At 63.2% G+C, this 18,212-nt stretch carries 14 protein-coding genes and 1 pseudogene; 9 read left to right on the forward strand and 6 right to left on the reverse strand.

Annotated elements, in window-relative coordinates; translation table 11 throughout:
- Positions 1 to 147: 147 nt before the first annotated feature.
- On the reverse strand, positions 148 to 3,747 hold the full coding sequence (locus AB4136_RS05590) for a DUF4082 domain-containing protein (protein ID WP_024925653.1): 3,600 nt from the start codon (positions 3,745 to 3,747) through the stop codon (positions 148 to 150).
- A gap of 564 nt (positions 3,748 to 4,311) precedes the next feature.
- Entirely contained in the window at positions 4,312 to 4,992 is a 681-nt protein-coding gene (locus tag AB4136_RS05595; protein WP_024925652.1) for a GntR family transcriptional regulator, read from the reverse strand.
- Positions 4,993 to 5,110: 118 nt separating this feature from the next.
- Between AB4136_RS05595 and AB4136_RS05600 the strand changes: the two genes are divergently transcribed.
- The 4 genes from AB4136_RS05600 to AB4136_RS05615 all read left to right on the forward strand — a co-directional run bounded on the left by AB4136_RS05600 (position 5,111) and on the right by AB4136_RS05615 (position 8,852).
- On the forward strand, positions 5,111 to 6,031 hold the full coding sequence (locus AB4136_RS05600; RefSeq protein ID WP_024925651.1) for a substrate-binding periplasmic protein: 921 nt from the start codon (positions 5,111 to 5,113) through the stop codon (positions 6,029 to 6,031).
- Positions 6,032 to 6,049: 18 nt separating this feature from the next.
- Positions 6,050 to 6,793 carry an amino acid ABC transporter permease gene (locus AB4136_RS05605; protein ID WP_024925650.1) on the forward strand — a complete coding sequence of 248 codons (744 nt, stop codon included), beginning with the start codon at positions 6,050 to 6,052 and terminating at the stop codon, positions 6,791 to 6,793.
- Positions 6,790 to 7,578, forward strand: coding sequence for an amino acid ABC transporter ATP-binding protein (locus AB4136_RS05610; protein ID WP_024925649.1), 789 nt, complete (start codon positions 6,790 to 6,792; stop codon positions 7,576 to 7,578). The genes AB4136_RS05605 and AB4136_RS05610 overlap by 4 nt, the downstream gene beginning before the upstream one ends.
- A gap of 77 nt (positions 7,579 to 7,655) precedes the next feature.
- Entirely contained in the window at positions 7,656 to 8,852 is a 1,197-nt protein-coding gene (locus AB4136_RS05615) for an NAD(P)/FAD-dependent oxidoreductase (protein ID WP_024925648.1), read from the forward strand.
- A gap of 213 nt (positions 8,853 to 9,065) precedes the next feature.
- On the opposite strand, the pseudogene AB4136_RS05620 reads toward AB4136_RS05615, so the two are convergent.
- The 4 genes and pseudogenes from AB4136_RS05620 to AB4136_RS05635 all read right to left on the reverse strand — a co-directional run bounded on the left by AB4136_RS05620 (position 9,066) and on the right by AB4136_RS05635 (position 13,333).
- Positions 9,066 to 9,808, reverse strand: a pseudogene (locus AB4136_RS05620) (zinc-binding dehydrogenase).
- An 8-nt stretch (positions 9,809 to 9,816) separates the two neighbouring features.
- Positions 9,817 to 11,196, reverse strand: coding sequence for an aspartate aminotransferase family protein (locus tag AB4136_RS05625; protein WP_024925647.1), 1,380 nt, complete (start codon positions 11,194 to 11,196; stop codon positions 9,817 to 9,819).
- A gap of 30 nt (positions 11,197 to 11,226) precedes the next feature.
- Positions 11,227 to 12,720 (reverse strand): NAD-dependent succinate-semialdehyde dehydrogenase, encoded by a 1,494-nt coding sequence (locus AB4136_RS05630; protein WP_024925646.1) that lies wholly within the window; start codon positions 12,718 to 12,720, stop codon positions 11,227 to 11,229.
- Positions 12,721 to 12,850: 130 nt separating this feature from the next.
- A complete protein-coding gene (locus AB4136_RS05635) occupies positions 12,851 to 13,333 on the reverse strand; it encodes an Lrp/AsnC family transcriptional regulator (RefSeq protein ID WP_036254440.1) in 483 nt (160 codons plus the stop codon).
- An 84-nt stretch (positions 13,334 to 13,417) separates the two neighbouring features.
- Here AB4136_RS05635 and ehuR point away from each other — a divergent pair, with 84 nt between their 5' ends.
- From ehuR to ehuD, 5 genes are all read left to right on the forward strand, one after another.
- Positions 13,418 to 14,803 carry a MocR-like ectoine utilization transcription factor EhuR gene (ehuR, locus tag AB4136_RS05640; RefSeq protein ID WP_024925645.1) on the forward strand — a complete coding sequence of 462 codons (1,386 nt, stop codon included), beginning with the start codon at positions 13,418 to 13,420 and terminating at the stop codon, positions 14,801 to 14,803.
- A gap of 138 nt (positions 14,804 to 14,941) precedes the next feature.
- Positions 14,942 to 15,727, forward strand: a complete 786-nt coding sequence (gene ehuA, locus AB4136_RS05645) for an ectoine/hydroxyectoine ABC transporter ATP-binding protein EhuA (protein ID WP_024925644.1) — start codon at positions 14,942 to 14,944, stop codon at positions 15,725 to 15,727.
- A gap of 93 nt (positions 15,728 to 15,820) precedes the next feature.
- Positions 15,821 to 16,672, forward strand: coding sequence for an ectoine/hydroxyectoine ABC transporter substrate-binding protein EhuB (gene ehuB / locus AB4136_RS05650; protein ID WP_137901236.1), 852 nt, complete (start codon positions 15,821 to 15,823; stop codon positions 16,670 to 16,672).
- A 200-nt stretch (positions 16,673 to 16,872) separates the two neighbouring features.
- Positions 16,873 to 17,532: an ectoine/hydroxyectoine ABC transporter permease subunit EhuC gene (gene ehuC / locus AB4136_RS05655; protein WP_024925642.1), complete on the forward strand. Its 660-nt coding sequence runs from the start codon at positions 16,873 to 16,875 to the stop codon at positions 17,530 to 17,532.
- A gap of 17 nt (positions 17,533 to 17,549) precedes the next feature.
- Positions 17,550 to 18,209: an ectoine/hydroxyectoine ABC transporter permease subunit EhuD gene (gene ehuD / locus AB4136_RS05660; RefSeq protein WP_024925641.1), complete on the forward strand. Its 660-nt coding sequence runs from the start codon at positions 17,550 to 17,552 to the stop codon at positions 18,207 to 18,209.
- The last annotated feature ends 3 nt before the right edge of the window (positions 18,210 to 18,212 follow it).

Below are 18,212 nucleotides of genomic sequence, written 5' to 3' on the forward strand. Positions count from 1 at the left end.
TCGAGCGAAGACTTTGACGGCCCTTAATGTGATCAGGCGCCGATTTTTGTCAAAGCCGCATCGTGGCGGAAACGGTCAAGGCGGAGCGGAACATCGCATGGTCCGACCGCCCTTGGGTACCCTGTGCAAAGGGAACCAAGGGCGGCTCTATACAACTGGCGCTCCCGAACTGTTGCTGACGATCACATCAACCCAATAATTGGTGGAATTGTAGCTGCTCGTCGGGAAAGCGCTGGCGCCATAGATGTAGACCCCGTTGCCGCCGGCGCTCGCGCTGTCCGGTGCGAGCAGCATCGCGCTGGTATGGCCGGTGGTGAAGTAGGCGGACGTGGCGGAATAGTAGCCCGTCGTGGTGTGATATGACGCCACATAGATCGTGTTCGCGGTCAGCGGAACGGGCGAGGCAAAGGTCACGGTCTGCCAACCGCTTGCCGTTTCGCCGGCAAAAGTGGCAGTTGCCAGCAGCGTTCCCGTGCTGCTCCACAAATTGGCAACGTGGGGGCCGGTGTTTTGCGGTCCCTTGTAGAAGCGGATGCCGAGAGCCTGGACGGCACTGCTGCTCTGGAACTTGACCCCAAGTTCAACGGCATTCGGATCGTTTTGCGTTACCGTGGCCGGTGTGTCGTTGAGGCTGAAGAGGCTGTAGGTGCTCTGGCTGGTCGGCTGGAAGACGACGTCGACCCAGTAGTTGGTCGCGTTGTAGCTGCTCGTGGGGAAGGCGCTGCTCGCGCCATAGGCGTAGAGGCCATTGCCGCCGACAGGGCCGGTCGCCGGTGCTGTCAGGACCCCGCTCACATGCGCGGTCGAGAAGTAGCCGCTGTTTGCGGAATAATATCCGGTCTGCGTGTGATAGGACGCAACATAGACCGTGTTCGCGGAAATCGCGACCGCCGGAAAGGTTACCACTTGCCAGCCGCTTGCCGTCTCATTGACGAAGGTGGCGGTGGCGAGAAGGGTTCCGCTCGCGGTCCAGAGATTGGCGATGTGGGTCCCGGTGTTCTGCGGCCCCTTATAGAAGAGGATGCCGGTCACCTGTCCGGCCGCGGACGATTGGAACTGGACGCCCAATTCAACGGCGTTGTTGTCGTTCTCCGTCACAGTTGCCGGGACGTCGGATATACTGAACAGACTGACCGTGGTCTGTCCGCTCGGGTTGACGGCCAATGCCACATTCGCCGAGGCCGTGCCCCCATGTCCATTGGTGATCGAGTAGACGAAGCCGGCATCGCCGACATAGTTCGTCGTCGGCGTGAAGGTCGCGATCTGGGTTCCGGCATTGTAGGCAACCGTGCCGTTGGTCGGGCTGCTGACACCAGTCACCGAAAGCGTGTAGCCGTTGGGGTCGGTGTCGTTCGCAAGCAAGGACGATGCCGGAATGGCAAGCGCGGTGTTCTCCGTGGTGACGAATCCGCTGTCGTTGTTGGCGGTCGGCGGAAGATTTCCAGCCCCGCCGGCGCGGTTGAAGACGACATCGACCCAATAATTGGAATTGAGGAAGGAGCTCGAGGGGAACGAGCCGGCAGAACCGTAAACGAACACGCCGTTTCCCACGCTCAGCCCAGAGGGCGCGACCAGCGACCCAATGCTGCGCTGGCGATAGAAATAGTTGTAGTCGACCGAATAGAAGCCGTTGGAGGAATAGGAGACGACATAGGTGGCTCCCACGGTCAGCGTGACGGCTGTCGTCAGGTTCGCCTGCTGCCAGCCGCTGGCCGTCTCATTGGAAAAGCTGGCTGCCGCCAGCAGCGTCCCCGTCGAACTCCAGAGATGGCCAATATGCGCGCCGACATTGCTCGGGTTCTTGTAGAAGCGGATGGCGCTCACAGTACCGCCCGTGGTCGCCTTGAAGCGGAGCCCGATCTCCAGGGCGTTGTGATCGTCGGTGCTGAGGGTGAAGGGCACATCCTTCTGCGTGAACAGGCTGACGGTTGCAGCGGGCGTGACAGTGACGGAAACGCCCGCGCCGGGCGTCTCGACATTCATGCTGTCGTCGACCCCGCGCGCGGTGATCGTGTAGTTTCCGGGAAGCAGCGGTTGCCAGGTGAATGTCCAATTGGTGGTGCCCGTGGCGGGATGCCAGGTCGCGCCGCCGTCGGTCGAGACCTCCACGACCGCGACCAACCCGCCAGCATCTGAGGCAGTGCCACTGACCGTCACAGCCTGCTGCTGGACCAAGCTTGCGCCGGCCGCTGGCGTCGAGATTGTGGAGACAGGCGGCGTCAGGTCCGTCGACGCCGATGCCGTCACCAGATTACCCTGCAGGGTCTGCGGCTGGACGCCCATGTCGGCTAAGAGATTGACCGTCGCCTGCTGGACGTTCGGATCTTCCGGCGTGACCGTGACGGGGCCGTCATTGGCGTAGTCATGGTCGGTGTCGAGGCCGAACGACCAGAACACGGTGCCCGCCCCGAAAACGAGCGCGCCGCTGGGTGCGCGGTAGAGTGCAAGATTGTGCGTCGCCTGCGCCGGACCGACGGTGTTGCCGTAGTCCAGCAGATAGGTGTTGACCGAAAGCGTGGTTGCAGAAAGGTGGATCAGGCTCGGTGGGCGAAAGCCGTTGTCCGGCGATTCATCCCATTCGTAGCCCAGAATGCCTGTCGCCAGTGAGGCCACCTGGCCGGACTGGGTGCCCGCTACGGAGGTGTTGCGCCAGAACCGGAACTTGGATGGGCCGTAGGGAATGGTGATGGTGTCCGCCCGGAACGAATCCACCTGGAAAATGGTCCCGGTCAGCGCGTTTTCCGGTCGGCCGCCGTCAGAGATCGGCGTGAAGCTCGGATCGCGCCACGTTCCCGTCCATTGGCTGGAAGGATCGATCTTGGCGACGGCATGCGTTTCCTTGTAGGTCACCAGTGTCCGGTTCGGGGCGCCGCTGGCGTCCGCTTCCCAGCGCGTTTTCCAATAGACCTCATTGCCGCTGATGAAAATCAGATGGACGCCGGCATCGCGCGCGGCCTCGACATTGGCCCGCTGGTCGCCGGACCAGTATTCGTCGTGGCCGACCGACATATAGACCTTGTAGTTGGTCAACGGGTAGGCGCCGGGGCCGACATCGACGCCGGAGACGTAGGCGACGTCGAAACCGTTGCGCTCGAGCCAGCGGATCGCCGCATATTCGGCGCTGAACACAAAATCCTGCGGCCCCGCATAGGTGCCGATGCCGTCGCGGGTCACGAACGGCCGATTGTAGCTGACCTTGTAGGCACGGCCGTCCGAACTCGCTGTGGCATTGCCGCCATAGAGATTGGCGCCGCCCCAGCCATTATAGGCGTGCCAGGTCGTGTCCGAGGTCTGGAAGACGATGTCGCGCCGAACGCCGTCGTTGCGCACGATGAACGGAATGTGGCTGGCGCCTGCAGTGCTGTCCTGCCGCACCAGCTTGGCGATATAGATGCCGGAAACGGCATCCGAAGGAACGGCCCATGTGGCGGTGACCGCCCAATTGCTGGCATCGACTAGGCCGATGGCCGGCGTTCCGCCCGGCGCCGGCTGTACGGAAGCCGTCGTCTTCTGGATCGTTGTGATCAGCCGGGCGCCCAGTCCCGCATAGTATCCGAGCCGGTAGATGGCGATCCTGTAATTGGCCGAATCGGTGTTGATCTTGAGGGATACGGTGCCGCCCGCGTTGACGCTGATGGTCGTGGCAAAGCCCTGGATGTTGCTGGACGACGGTCCGTCGAGGTCCCACTCGCTTTGTGGGTTACCAGTCTTCTGGTTCTCGATCACAATCGGATTCAGGCCCGCCATCGCAACAGACTCCTTTGGACTGCGGCACGATGAAGTCAGGAAGGGCAATAAGTTTCGAAAGCGAATTCGCTGGCTGCCAGCATAGCCGTTACCGCCTCGCGAAACCAGCGCAACTGCTATGGCAAGGGGCTGGTCGATACAACCTAGCCATCCGTTGGATGGTGCCTGCCTATATTAGGAAGCAACTGGTTATCCACTTCAGGAAAGGCGGACCAGTTTCGTCAGATCACATGAGCCGCCAACCCGCTGTGGCAATTGACATGATCACACTGGCGGCATGTACCGGCAGCGGCGAGTGGCTGGGGGCCGTGTGATACTGCTCCTGCAGCGGACAGCCGCAAACTCGGTGCATCTAGGTACAAAATTATTCTGACAATGACACTCGTACTTAAGTGAGCCGGGATTGGGTCGGCTGCTTTGCGCCTTCATGTCAGTCGTTGAAATTCAGTTCGCGCCTCGTGGAAGCAGGCATGGCGGAGCGGTTGTGCCCGCCGAGTTCACGATTGGGCACTCCGGTCTCCAGATTGATCGCAGGCGCCTTCGAGTGGTCAGCGCGACTGGCACCTAAATGACCCTGCGTACGTCCTCTTCAAAGCTCAGAACGTGATGCAGCGCGATGCGCTCGGCAGTTTCGCCGTCGCCGCGGCAGACCGCTTCGAGCATCTGGGTCTGCTCGTGCAGGACCTTGTCGAGACCGGACATCAACTCGGGGAATCGCCGCGTCGCCACATGCAGGATCCGCAGCGACAGGTTGTGGTAGTGGTCGAGCGTGTCGAACAGATAGGGGTTCTTGGCGGCGCGGTAGATGAAGCGGTGAATACGACGATCGAGCGCCAGCAGGGGCTCGGGTTCTGGCCGATCCGAAAAAGCCGCGAGCTCCTCGAGTAATTTCCGCGCCTCCCTGCGTTCCGGTTCGCGCAGACGCTCCGCCGCCAGCCGTGTCGCCCAAGACTCGATGGTCGCGCGCGCTTCGTAGATCGCCGACAGATCACTGATATCGATGGTGCTGACGGAGGTGCCCCGGCGGCCGTTGACATCGACGAAGCCGTCGCGCTGCAGCCGCAGCAGCGCCTCGCGCACCGGCGTGCGACCGACGTCGAGCCGCCGCATCAGCTCGCTTTCGCGCAGCAACGTGCCGGGCGCCAGCTTTACCGTGATGATGTCCTCCCGCAGTTGCAGGTAGGTGCGCTCGGCCAGTGTCGTGCCGGCCTCATCAGCGTCTCCCTCACGCATCCGCGCGTCCATCACCTTGTCTCCACCGTACCGGGAAGCGATCGCCGAGAATCACTTGACAATGGATATGTATAATATACTGATCGATATATTACAAATATATTGATACGATGACAGGGAGGTATCGGTCATGAAAAAGGGGAAATTTTCGTCGTCGTCGCTCAAGGGAGGTTTCGCTGCCTTGCTGGGTTTCGGCATGGGATTGCTGGGCGTGTTTCAGCCGGCCTCAGCGGAGGATCTCGAAACGCTGAAACCCGGCGTGCTCCAGGTCACCATCCAGCCCTACATGCCTTATACGGCGATGAAGGATGACAGACTGGTCGGGCTGGACAGCGATATCCTCGCCGCGGTCGCCGACAAGCTCGGCCTCAAGATGGAAGTCAACGTCACCGATTTTCCCGGCATGCTTGCCTCGGTGCAGTCGCGGCGCGCCGACATCACCATCGGCGGTATCGCTTGGTCGGATGCGCGCCAGAAGGTCGGCCTGTTCACCGACCCGCCCTATTATTCGCCGCCAGCCATGGCCGTCGCGGGCTCCGACAAATATCCGGACGTCAAGAGCCTGGAAGGCAAGGACCTCGGCACGGTCACCGGCTATGTCTGGGCGAAATCGATCGCTCAGGTGCCGAATGCTACGCCGCACACCTATCCCTCGGCCGACAGCGTCTTCCAGGACCTCGCGTCGGGTCGGCTGAATGTCGGCTTCCTCGATCCGTTGCTGATCGTCTACCAGCAGAAGCAGCGGCCGGACATGAAGTTCAGCGTCGAATACCTGACGCCGCCGACCGCCGAAGAGGTCAAGGCCCATCCTGACTACCAGTATTTCCAGTCCTACATGACCGGCTTCTACCTGCCGAAGGAGGCGCCCAAGCTGGCCAAGGCGGTGTCCGACCAGATCGACGCCATGTACAAGGATGGCTCGCTCTCGGCGTTGATCACCAAATGGGGCGGCGACCCCAAGCAATTCCTGGTTCCTTCGCCGGAGATGGCAGCTCAACGCCGCGGCGTCGATCGTCCCGCGGACTGGTCGCCACCCTCGATCGCCCCTTGAAGAGCGGAGGGCCGGACAATGTCCCCTTCCGATGTCTTCACCGGATTTCTCCAGGTTCCCTGGAGCGACTACGCGGGCAATATCGGCTGGGGTCTGCTCAGGACCCTGGCCTACACAGTCGCCAGCTTCGCCGGTGCCGCGGTTCTCGGTCTGGTGCTCGCGTTGATGCGCCTCAACCGTCTGCGCCTGGTCCGGCTGCCGGCCGCCCTCTACACGGAGGTCTTCAAGAACGTCCCGCTGCTGGCGATCATCTTCGTCACCTATTTCGGCTTGCCGTCGGTCGGGGTGAAACTCAGCGTCTTCGCCGCCGGTGTGCTCAGCCTCGTCCTGTTCTACGCGGCCTATCTGTCCGAGATCTTCCGCGCGGCCATCGCCGGCATCCATTCCGGCCAGAACGAGGCGGCGCAGGCGCTGGGACTTGGCCGTGGCACCACCTTCGGCCATGTCGTCTTGCCACAGGCGCTGCGGCTGGCATTACCCGGCACCAACACCATGTTCGTCGACCTGCTCAAATCGACCTCGCTCTTGGTGACGATCTCGGCGGCCGAACTGATGACGCAGGCGCAGCTGATCGCGTCCGAGACGTTCCGGGCGCTGGAGGTCTATCTCGTCATCGCGGCCATCTATTTCGCGGTCTGCTATCCGCTGTCGCAAAGCCTGCTGTGGCTGGAGCGGACGATCCAGGCGGGCGTACCGCTGTCGCGCGGGCGGCGGCGGCGGTTACGGCTGGCCAGGACCTTGCTCGCGGGAGGAACCGCATGACACAGCATATCGTCAACGTAGCGGAGGCCGCCACCAGGCCGGCCGTCACCATCCGCGGCCTCAAGAAGTCCTTCGATGGCAGGCAGGTGCTCGGCGGCATCGATCTCGACGTGCCGGGCGGCCGCATCGTCAGCATCATCGGCCAGAGCGGCGGCGGCAAGACGACGCTGATGCGATGCGTCAACCTGCTTGAGCAGCCCGACGACGGCGTCATCGAGGTCAATGGCGAGGCGATCTGCGCCAGGGGGGCGGTGACATGCAAGGACCTCGCCAAGCTGCGCCAACGCGTCGGCATGGTGTTCCAACGCTTCAACCTGTTCCCGCATCTGACAGCGGTCGAGAACGTCGTTCTCGCGCAGATGCACGCTGCGGGGATCGGCGAGCGCGAGGCGGTGGAGCGTGCCGTGCGCCTGCTCACCCGTGTCGGCCTTGCACATCGCGCGACGGCCTATCCGGAGCGCATGTCGGGTGGCGAGCAGCAGCGCGTGGCGATTGCCCGGGCGCTCGCGCTTGGGCCCACTGTCCTTTTGTTCGACGAGCCGACCTCGGCGCTCGATCCGGAATCGACCGGCGAGGTGCTGCGGGTCATGCGCGAACTGGCCGCCGATGGCATGACGATGATCCTGGTCACCCACGAACTGCCCTTCGCGCGGGAAGTGTCGGACTGGGTCGTCTTCATCGACGGCGGCAAGATCATCGAGCAAGGCACTGCTGCGGATGTGCTCGACCGGCCACGCGAGGCGCGCACGCGCGCCTATGTCGCCAAATACGCAGCGTCCGGCTGAACGCCGGCACCGGTCGGCCCCACAACCGGCGGCGCCATGTGGTGGCGCCGTCCCCCTCCCAACCTGGTATGAATCAGATGAGCAGGATTTCGACCGACGTCGCCGTGATCGGCGGCGGCGTCATCGGTCTGGCAATTGCGCTTCGGCTTCGCGCCGACGGCCGCGAGGTCGTGGTGATCGAGCCGAACGAGCCGGGCAGCGGTGCCTCCTACGGCAATGCCGGCACTATCGCGGACTATGCGGTCCTGCCGGTGGGCACGCCCTCGGTCCTGCGCAACCTGCTGCCGCTGCTGTTCGACGCGGACAGCCCCCTGTCGATCCGCGCCGCCGCCTTGCCCGCCCTGTTTCCGTGGCTGGCGCGCTTCGCCTATGAATCGCTGCCGCACCGCTACCGTGACAACACCCGCCGCATTGCGGAACTCCTGTCCGACGCCCCGGCGGCATGGCGGGAGTTCGCGGCGCAAATCGGTGCATCGGACCTGCTCTCGGCGGAAGGCTGCCTCTATCTTTACCAGACCCGCAAGGCTTTCCAGGCAGCCGCGACAGACATCGCGCTGCGCCGCAGCTACGGCGTTGCCCTGGAGCTGCTCTCGCCCGACGAGGTGCTGCGACTGGAACCCCGGCTGACGCCTGTCGAGGGCGGCGGCCTGTTCTTTCCCGATGCGATCAATCTCGTCGATCCGGGCGAGACGATGCGCCGTCTTTCGATGGCGGCCCGCAGGGCGGGTGTCGAATTCGTGCCGGCTTGCGCGCACACGATCGCGCGTGCGTCCGCCGGGGTCCGCATCCTGGCCGGGCCGTTCGAGATCGGCGCGCGAGCCGTGGTCATCTCCGCAGGCGCACATTCCCAAAGGCTGGCGGCCCAGATCGGCGATCCGGTCCGCCTCGACACGGAGCGCGGCTACCATATCGAGTTCGACATGGAGAAGCCGCCGGTGGAACGGCCGGTCTGCCCGACCGCACACGGCTTCTATTTGTGCCCCATGCGTGGCCGGCTGCGCGTCGCCGGCCTGGTGGAACTCGGCGGTATCGCTGCTCCGGCCAACACCCGGCTGCTGCAGTCGCTGGTTGCGAATGCTCGCCGGGTTTTCCCGACCCTTGGCGAACCAGACCGCAGCTGGCTCGGCTTCCGCCCGTCCATGCCCGATTCCGTTCCCGTCATCCGGCCATCGAAGGGAGGGCGAGATGTTATCCTTGCCTTCGGCCATGGCCACATAGGGCTGACGCTTGCACCCCGTACCGCCCGTATGGTGAGCGCTATTCTTGCGGCTTAGTTCGATCGCTATTTCTATTGCATGTTCGATGGCAGCTAAGCGCCATCGCGTCGGACGTTCCGCCGGGCTATCGGCAACCAGAAACGGACATAAATGGCGGCCACGCTGAAGGTGGCGATGGTGTGAGACATTATGTCGGTTGTGGTAGGGCTTCACCACTAAGAATTAATTCAGCTGCTCTCGGCAGGACTTGGCCGCGCTAGGTCAATGACCTCAGCTATCGCCCCATATCGCGTCCGGCGCCACCACAAGCTTGCCGACAAAGCCCTTGGCCATGAAGTCAGTCTGGACACGGTGGAAGTCTGATAGCTTGTAGACCCCTCCGGCCAGAGGCTTGATGTTCTTTGCCCCGACATAGCGAACGATGGGACGGAAATCCGCTCGCGTGCCTTGGCTCGAGTCGAGCAACTGCAACTGCTTCAGATACACGGTGCGTAGGTCGAGTTGCACGACCGGACCGACAATAGCGCCTACCGTTGTGTAGCGTCCTTCAGCGCGCAGGATGCGCAGCAGGTTGTTGAAGATGACACCGCCAACAAGATCGGCAACCACGTCGATCGGCGGGCCTCCAGTCGCCTCATCGACGGCGGCCGGCAGATCAGTGACGCCGCGCGTGATCACCCTCTCGGCGCCAATGCCGAGCACCGCTTGCTCCTTGCCCTTGCCGACGGTGTGCGCACCATGTCGGTACCCTGGATGCGCGGGAAGGTCAGCGTGTTGCCTTGCCGGCGCCAGGTCAAGACCGCCCAGGCATCTTCCTCCGTGCCATAGGCGCCCTGGCGCATCCGGGCGTCGGGGTTGTTCATGCCACAGACGCTGACCTTGACCAGCACCTCGCCTGCAGCCGGTGCCGGCACCTTTACATCCGTGCGGTAGACGAGCTTTTCCAGGCCGCCATGGCCAGTAAGTTGCACTGTGGCCATCGTGGCGGGGATGGTTCGGGGCACGGCGGTCATGTCGCTTCTCAGATGTTGGCGAAGACGCTGTTCACCGCGTCGGCGGTCCTGGCGACGATGGTGTCGGCCTCCTCGCGTGTCAGGCAGAGTGGCGGAGCGAAGCCGAGGATGTCACCTTGCGGCATGGCGCGGCCGATGACGCCATTGGCCGCAAGCGCCGTGGCAATCTGCGGTCCGACCTTGAGCGCCGGGTCGAAGAGGACGTGGTCGTCGCGATCCTTGACGAACTCCACTGCTGCCAGCATGCCGTCGCCGCGCACCTCGCCGACGTGTTTGTGGCCGCCAACGGCCTTGGCAAGTTCGGCACGAAAATAGGCACCGGTCTCGCTGGCATTCCGCGCTAGGTCCATCTCATCGATCAGTTCGAGATTGGCCACGCCTGCGGCAACGCAGATAGGATGTGCCGAATAGGTCCAGCCATGGCCCAGCGAACCGAGCCTGTCGGAACCGTTGACCAGCACCCGCCAGACCTTGTCGGCGACGATCACGCCGGAGAGCGGCGCATAAGCCGAGGTCAGGCCCTTGGCGATGGTGATCAGGTCCGGCTTGATGCCGTAGTGGTCGGAACCGAACATGGTGCCGAGACGGCCGAAGCCGGTCACCACCTCGTCGGCGATGAGCAGCACGTCATATTTGGTCAGCACGGCCTGGATCTTTTCCCAATAGCCGGCCGGCGGCGGCACGATGCCGCCGGTGCCGAGGATCGGTTCGCCGATGAAGGCTGCGACCGTGTCCGGGCCTTCGGCGAGGATCATCTCCTCCAGCTTGTCGGCGCAATGTTGCGAGAACTGCTCCTCGCTCATCGAACGGTCGGCGCGACGGAAATAATACGGTGCCTCGGTGTGCAGGATCGGCGCCCGCGGCAGGTCGAAAGCGTTGTGGAACAACTCAAGGCCGGTCAGCGATCCCGTCATCACGCCGGAGCCGTGATAGCCGCGCCAGCGCGAGATGATCTTTTTCTTTTCGGGGCGTCCCAGAACGTTGTTGTAGTACCAGATCAGCTTGATGTTGGTCTCATTGGCGTCGGAACCGGAGAGGCCGAAATAGACCCTCGACATGCCTTTCGGCGCGCGGTCGATGATCATCTTGGCCAAGGTGATCGATGCCTCGGTGCCGTGCCCGACATAGGCGTGGTAATAGGCGAGGTTCCTGGCTTGGTTCGCTATGGCGTCGGCGATCTTCTGGCGGCCGTAGCCGACATTGACGCAATAGAGGCCGGCAAAGGCGTCGATGCTCTTCTTGCCGGTGTTGTCCCAAACGGTCACGCCTTCGCCGCCGGCCATGATGCGCGCCGGCGACTCGCCGCGCGCATGCGTGCCCATATGCGTCGAAGGATGGAAGAAGTGGTCGCGATCCCAGGCTGAGAGTTCGTTGGACTGTTCGAGCATTTTTTGACTCCTGAAATTTCCGGAATGGCCTTAGGTCATGTCCAAGCAAAGGTATTTGAGATCGGTGAAGGCTTCGAGGCCGTGGCGCGAGCCTTCGCGGCCGATGCCGGACTGCTTGACGCCGCCGAAGGGGATCGGCGCACCGGTGATCTTGACACGGTTGATGGCAACCATGCCGTATTCCAGGGCGCGGCCCAGGCGCGCCTGCCGGGCGCCGTTCTCGGTCACGACATAGGCGACGAGGCCATATTCGCTGGCGTTGGCGCGAGCGACAACCTCCGCCTCATCGTCGAACAGCGTCACCGCGGCGACCGGACCGAAGGTTTCCTCCTTCATGATCAGCGCCTCGTCGGGGACATCGACCAACAGCGTCGGCTGGTAAAACAGCAGGCCCGCCGCATGGCGCTTGCCACCGGTCAGGCAGCGCGCGCCTCGAGCGATTGCGTCGGCGACCTGCTCTTCCAGCTTCTTGACGGCACGTTCATGCATTAGCGGCCCGATCTCGACATCGCCGGAGAGCCCGTTGCCGGTGCGAAGCTGTTCGACGCGGCGGGCAAAAGCGGCGCAAAAGCGGTCGTAGATCGGGCGCTGCACATAGATGCGATTGGCGGCGAGGCAATCCTGGCCAGATGTGGCGAATTTGGCGTCGAGCGCAATCGCCACCGCCTTCTCGATATCGGCGTCGTCGAAGACGATCAGCGGTGCATGGCCGCCGAGTTCCATGACCAGCCGTTTCATCGTTGGCGCGCTCTGCGCGGCGATCAGCCGGCCGACTTCGGTCGAGCCGGTAAAGCTCATGGCGCGCACCCTTGCATCGGTACACATCGCGCTGACAATCGTGCGGGCGTCGCCGATCACGACGTTGAAAACACCCGCCGGCAGCCCGGCGCGTTCGCCGAGTTCGGCCAGAGCGAGCGCCGAGAGCGGCGTTTCGGAGGACGGATGCGCCACCACCGTGCAGCCGGCGGCTAAAGCGGCGGCGGCCTTGCGGGTGAGCATGGCCGACGGGAAATTCCATGGCGTGACGATGCCGACAACGCCGAGCGGTTCGCGGTGTACCGTCATCTGAGCATTCGGCAGATGGCTGGTGACGCTCTCGGTATTGAGACGCTTGGCTTCTTCAGCGTACCACTCGACGAAGGACGCGGCATAGTCGATCTCGCCAAGCGCCTCCTTCAGCGGCTTGCCCTGTTCCAGCGTCATCAGCAGTGCCAGATCGTCCTTTGCGGCGATGATCAGGTTGAACCATTTTCGCAGGATTTTGGCGCGCTCCTGCGGCAGCGCCGTGCGCCACGCGGGCAGGGCACGGGTGGCCGCGTCGACTGCTTCCGTCGTCTGCCCTGCGTCAAGCGCTGCGACGAAGGCCACGGTGGAGCCTGTCGCCGGATCCGTGACCTCGAAACTCGCGGCCGCTTCGCCCGCGGTCCAGTGGCCGTCGACATAGCCGAGATCGCGTAGCAAGCGGCGATCGGCAAGCCGGTCGAGTGCTTCGTGGCGGTGCGGGCGAGCGAAATGCGCGGACATCGGCGTCTCCATTCGATGCCGAAGCATCAGCCGTGCCGGGCAAAGAGTGAGACTGTTTCGACGCCTGTCGGTAGAGAGATTCTCTCTATTGGTGTCGAGCGGTAGACAATCTCTCCGCCTGCCAGCCCTGTTACGGCAGCAGGTCGGTCACCGGCAGCACGGTCTCGTCCTTGACCGTCTTGGTGACGATGTAGGTGAAGTAGCGATCGATTCCGATCTCGCGTTCGAGCAGGCTGTCGACCAGCCGCTGATAGGCATCGATGTCGCGCGCCATGACTTTCAGCACGTAGTCAACGCCGCCGCCGACCGACCAGCAGGCGACGATTTCTGGAACATCGCGCACGACGCGTTCGAAACGGTCGAAGTCCGCCTGGCGATGATTGGCCAGGGTGACCTCCATCAGCACCGTCGCCACTGGCGCGATAGCGCGCATGGCCACGGAAGCGTGGTAGCCGGTCACGATGCCGGCTTTCTCCAGCTTGCGCAGCCGCATCCAGCACGGCGTCGGCGACAGACCGACCTTCTCCGCGAGCGCCAGCTTGGTGATGCGCCCGTCGCGCTGGATGGCGTCGAGAATCCTGAGGTCGATCGGGTCAAGTTTCGATACCGCCATGCGGGGTTCCGCCTTTCGTTCGCGCCACCATGAGGGCGCAACATTTCGATTGTCAATTGCACTGATTTCGATCTCTATTAAGTCATGACATTGTGGCAACCAGATCCAGCTCTCATCCGCCGTCCGGCCTATCTCTCGCTGGCCGACCAGATCGCGCGCGCCATCCATGACGGACGGCTCGCCAATGGCGCGCAATTGCCGACGCATCGCCACCTTGCCGACGATCTGAAACTTTCCGTGCAGACCGTCAGTCGCGCCTATGAGGAATTGATCCGCCGAGGGCTGATTTCCGGCGAAGTCGGCCGCGGCAGTTTCGTGCAGACGCAACACCGCGAGCCCGAACCGCCCTACATCCCGGAGCGCCTGGGCGAAGTCATCGACCTTTCCATCCTGAAGCCGGTCTGCGAGCCGATGCATCTGGAGAAGCTGAAGCAGGCGCTGGGTTGGCTGGCCGAGAATTTGCCGGCGAGTTCGGCGCTGTCGTTCCGGCCGAACATGGTGTTTCCGCGCCACCGCGCGGTCGCGGTCGACTGGCTAAAGCTCTGCGGCCTTGAGGCCTCGCCCCAGAACATTAGCCTCACCAACGGCGCCACCGCCGGCATGACGGTGGCGCTGATGAGCGTGGCGCCGCCTGGCTCTACCGTCGCCACGGAGGCGATAGGCCACCACACGCTGATCCCGCTTGCCCGCTATCTCGGCTTCAACCTTGAAGGCCTGCCGATCGACGGCAATGGGCTGATCCCCGAGGCGCTCGACGAGGCCTGCCGCCTCTCCGACATTCGCGGCGTTTTCGTGCAGCCTTCGGTCATCAATCCGACGGCGACGTTGATGGATGCTACGCGTCGCGAGCAGATCGCGGCCGTTGCCCGCAAGCACGACATCGCCATCATCGAGAACGATGTGCTCGGGCCGTTGGTCGAAGGTCGGCCGCCCGCGGTCGCGGCCTTCGCGCCCGAACGCACGCTTTTCGTCACCTCCTTCACCAAGATTACCGTGCCCGGCCTGCGCATCGGCTACCTCGCCGTGCCCGACCGCTATGTCGCGGCCGTCGCCAACCGTCACCTTGTCTCTAACTGGATGGCGACGCCGATGGTGGCGGAGATCGCAACTCGTTGGGTGAGCGACGGCACGGCGCTGGAGCTGGTCAATTGGCAGCGTGGGGCATTGAGGCAGCGCCAGGAGATAGCGGCTGAAATGCTGGCGGGGGTCGAGTATCGCGCCCATCGCGACGGGCTGCATCTGTGGCTCGAGTTGCCGGGCGACCATGCGGAGGAGAGCTTTGTGTCGCAGGCGCGCTTACGCGGCGTGGCGATCGCACCGGGTACTTCGTTCCGCATCGCCGACACGCCGTGGCGTCCGGCCGTACGCATCTCACTCGGATCGACCACCGAGGGGGAACTGCGCGCAGGCCTCGGCGTTGTTGCCAAGCTTTTGCGTGGCGATCCGGAGCATTTGCTGCTCGCCATCTGATGCAAAAGCAGAGCGCAGATTACCCTGAAATTGTGCCGCATCGGAAAATATTGTCATGATATTATTTTCCCAATTGACATGATTTGGTGTGTTTCGCATCGTTAAGGGCATAGCATTCTCCAGAATGGGGAAAACAGATTGCCCACGCCCACTATCAAGGTTGACGCGATTTCGAAGAGCTTCGGTGCCTTCAAGGTGCTAGACGGCCTGTCGATGCAGGTCATGCCCGGCGAGAAACTGGCGCTGATCGGCCCGTCCGGCTCCGGCAAGACGACGATCCTGCGCATCCTGATGACGCTGGAGAAGATCGACGGCGGCCACATCGAGGTCGACGGCGAGCAGCTCTACCACATGGAGCGCAACGGGCAGCTGCTGCCGGCCAACGAGCGGCATCTGGCAAAAATGCGCCAGAAGATCGGCATGGTCTTCCAGCTCTTCAATCTGTTTCCGCACAAATGTGTCATGGACAACGTCACCCTGGCACCGATGCTGACCAAGGGCGTTGCGCGCGCCGCCGCCGAGAAGCGGGCGATGGAACTGCTCGATATGGTTGGCCTTGCCGACAAGGCGAAGGCGATGCCGGCGCAGCTTTCCGGCGGCCAGAAGCAGCGCGTGGCGATTGCGCGGGCGCTGGCGCTGTCGCCCAAGATCATGCTGTTCGACGAGGTCACCTCAGCGCTCGACCCGGAACTGGTCGAGGAGGTGCTCAACGTCATGCGCAAGCTCGCCGCCGAAACCGATATGACGATGCTTCTCGTCACCCACGAGATGGGCTTCGCCCACGACTTCGCCGACCGCGTGCTGTTCTTCGACCGTGGCCGGATCGTCGAGGAAGGCAAGCCCGACGAGATTTTCCGCCATCCCAAACAGGAGAGAACGCAGAGTTTCCTGAAGAAGATCATCGCAGCAGGACATCGTATCTGACCGCAATGCAAACGGGCGACGTAGTTGTCCACGGACGGCCAACGGCCGTCCCGAACCAAGCATGCCAAAAACAGAAACAAGGAGTTGGGAACAATGAAGAAACTTGGCATTCTGGCTGGTGTCGCCGGCCTCGCACTGACCGCCATGCTCGCCTCCACGAGCGCCGGTTCGGCGGATGACAGCAAGCTCGAGAAATTGAAGTCGCAGGGCTTTGCCCGCCTCGCCATCGCCAATGAGCCGCCCTATACGGCGGTGGCCGCCGACGGCAAGGTTTCGGGCGCGGCGCCTGATGTGGCGCGCGAGATCTTCAAACGGCTGGGCGTCGCCGATGTCGTAGCCTCGATCTCCGAATATGGCGCGATGATCCCAGGCCTCCAGGCCGGCCGCTTCGACGTGGTCACCGCCGGCCTGTTCATGAAGCCGGAGCGTTGCGCGGCCGTCGTCTATTCCGAACCGGTGCTGTGCGATGCAGAGGCGCTGCTGGTGAAGAAGGGCAACCCGAAGGGTTTTAAGAGCTACGAGGACATCGCCAAGGATACCTCGGCGACTGTCGGCGCGCCGGGTGGTGGCACCGAAGAGAAGCTGGCGCTCAACGCCGGCGTGCCGCGCGATCGCGTCATCGTCGTGCCGGATGGCCAGAGCGGCCTGAAGATGGTGCAGGACGGCCGTATCGACGCCTATTCGCTGCCCGTGCTGTCGATCAACGACCTGCTCAAGAAGGCTAGCGATCCGAACCTCGAAGTGATCGCGCCGGTGGTCGGTGCTCCAGTCTACTGCGACGGCGCCGCGTTCAAGAAAGGCGACGAGGCGTTGCGCGATGCCTATGACGTCGAACTCGCCAAGATGAAGAAGTCCGGCGAGTTCGCCAAGATCATCGAACCCTACGGCTTCTCGGCAGCGGCCGCGATGTCGACGACGCGTGAGAAGCTCTGCACGGCGAAGTAGCTCCTTCCTTCCTTCTCCCTGCTCGCGGGGAGAGGGTGGCCCGAAGGGGCGGGTGAGGGGCGGTGCCAAACTTTTGCAAGTTCGCGTTGCCCATCATCTGCCCGTCCTCCGCAGTTGCGCTGCAGCTACGGAGGGGGAACCGGCTTGTCTCCCCTGGACGGGAAGACGGGCCAAGAGCAAACGTTGGAAACCTCTAATTCATGACCCAGTGGCCCGGCTATTTCGGCCTGATATTGCAAGGGGCGCTTGTCACCATCGAGCTGACGCTGATGGGGTCGGTGCTTGCGCTGATCATGGCCTTCCTTGCCGGCATGGGCCGCCTGTCGCGCTTCTTCGTCGTGCGGGCCATTGCCACGACCTATATCGAATTCTTCCGCGGCACCTCGATCTTCGTGCAGTTGTTCTGGGCCTATTTCGTGCTGCCCTTTGCCGGCTTGTCGTTGACGCCGCTGCAAGCCGGCGTACTGGCGCTGGGGCTCAATGTCGGCGCTTACGGGGCGGAGGTGGTGCGCGGCGCCATTCTGTCCGTCGGTCGCGAGCAATACGAAGCCTGCACGGCGCTCAACCTCGGCCGTTGGCAAGGCATGCGCCATGTCATCCTGCCGCAGGCACTGCTCGTCATGCTGCCGACCTTCGGCAACAACGCAATCGAGTTGCTCAAGGCAACATCGGTCGTGTCGCTTATCTCGCTCGCAGACCTCACTTTCCAGGCGCAGGTGGTGCGCTCGCAGACCGGCAGCACGTTGACGCCGTTCCTGTCCGCGATGGTCATCTATTTCTCTCTCGCGCTGATCATCTCCTGGGGTGTGCGCACGCTGGAGCGCCGCATGGCGCGTGGCCTCGACGGAGTGCGCGTCTGATGGATTGGGCCAAGTAAATGGATTGGGATTGGGATTTCGTCCGGCAGATCATGCCGGTGCTGCTCCAGGGGGTGAAGATCACCATTCTGGCGACGGTCCTGGGCTCGATCCTGGCCGCGATCGTGGGGCTTGGGATAGCGTTGGCGCGGCGCTCGTCGAACCGGCTCGTCTCGCTCGGTGTCGGCTGGTTTGCCGAGTTCATCCGCGGCACGCCGCTTCTGGTGCAGCTCTATTTCATCTTCTACGTGCTGCCCGACATCGGCATCCTGTTGCCGCCGCTGGTGGCAGGCGTCATCGGCCTTGGCCTGCACTACGGCACCTATACGGCCGAGGTCTACCGCGCCGGCATCGACAACGTGCCGCGCGGCCAATGGGAAGCGGCCAAGGCCTGCAATCTCAGCGGCCGTCACACCTGGACGCACATCATCCTGCCACAAGCGATCCCGCCGATGATCCCGGCCTTGGCCAACTATTTCATCGCCATGTTCAAGGAAACGCCGCTGCTTTCAGCGATCACCGTTCTGGAACTGATGAACCAGGCCAAGAGCGTCGCCAATACCTACTACCGCTACATCGAGCCGATAACGCTGGTCGGCGCCTTCTTCCTCGTCATCAGCCTCTGCTCGGTCATGCTGCTGCGCTGGCTGGAGCATCGCTACGGCCGGATCGAAAGATGAAAG

The sequence above is a fragment of the Mesorhizobium sp. 2RAF21 genome, from assembly GCF_052115345.1.
In the GTDB taxonomy this organism is placed as follows: domain Bacteria; phylum Pseudomonadota; class Alphaproteobacteria; order Rhizobiales; family Rhizobiaceae; genus Mesorhizobium; species Mesorhizobium terrae.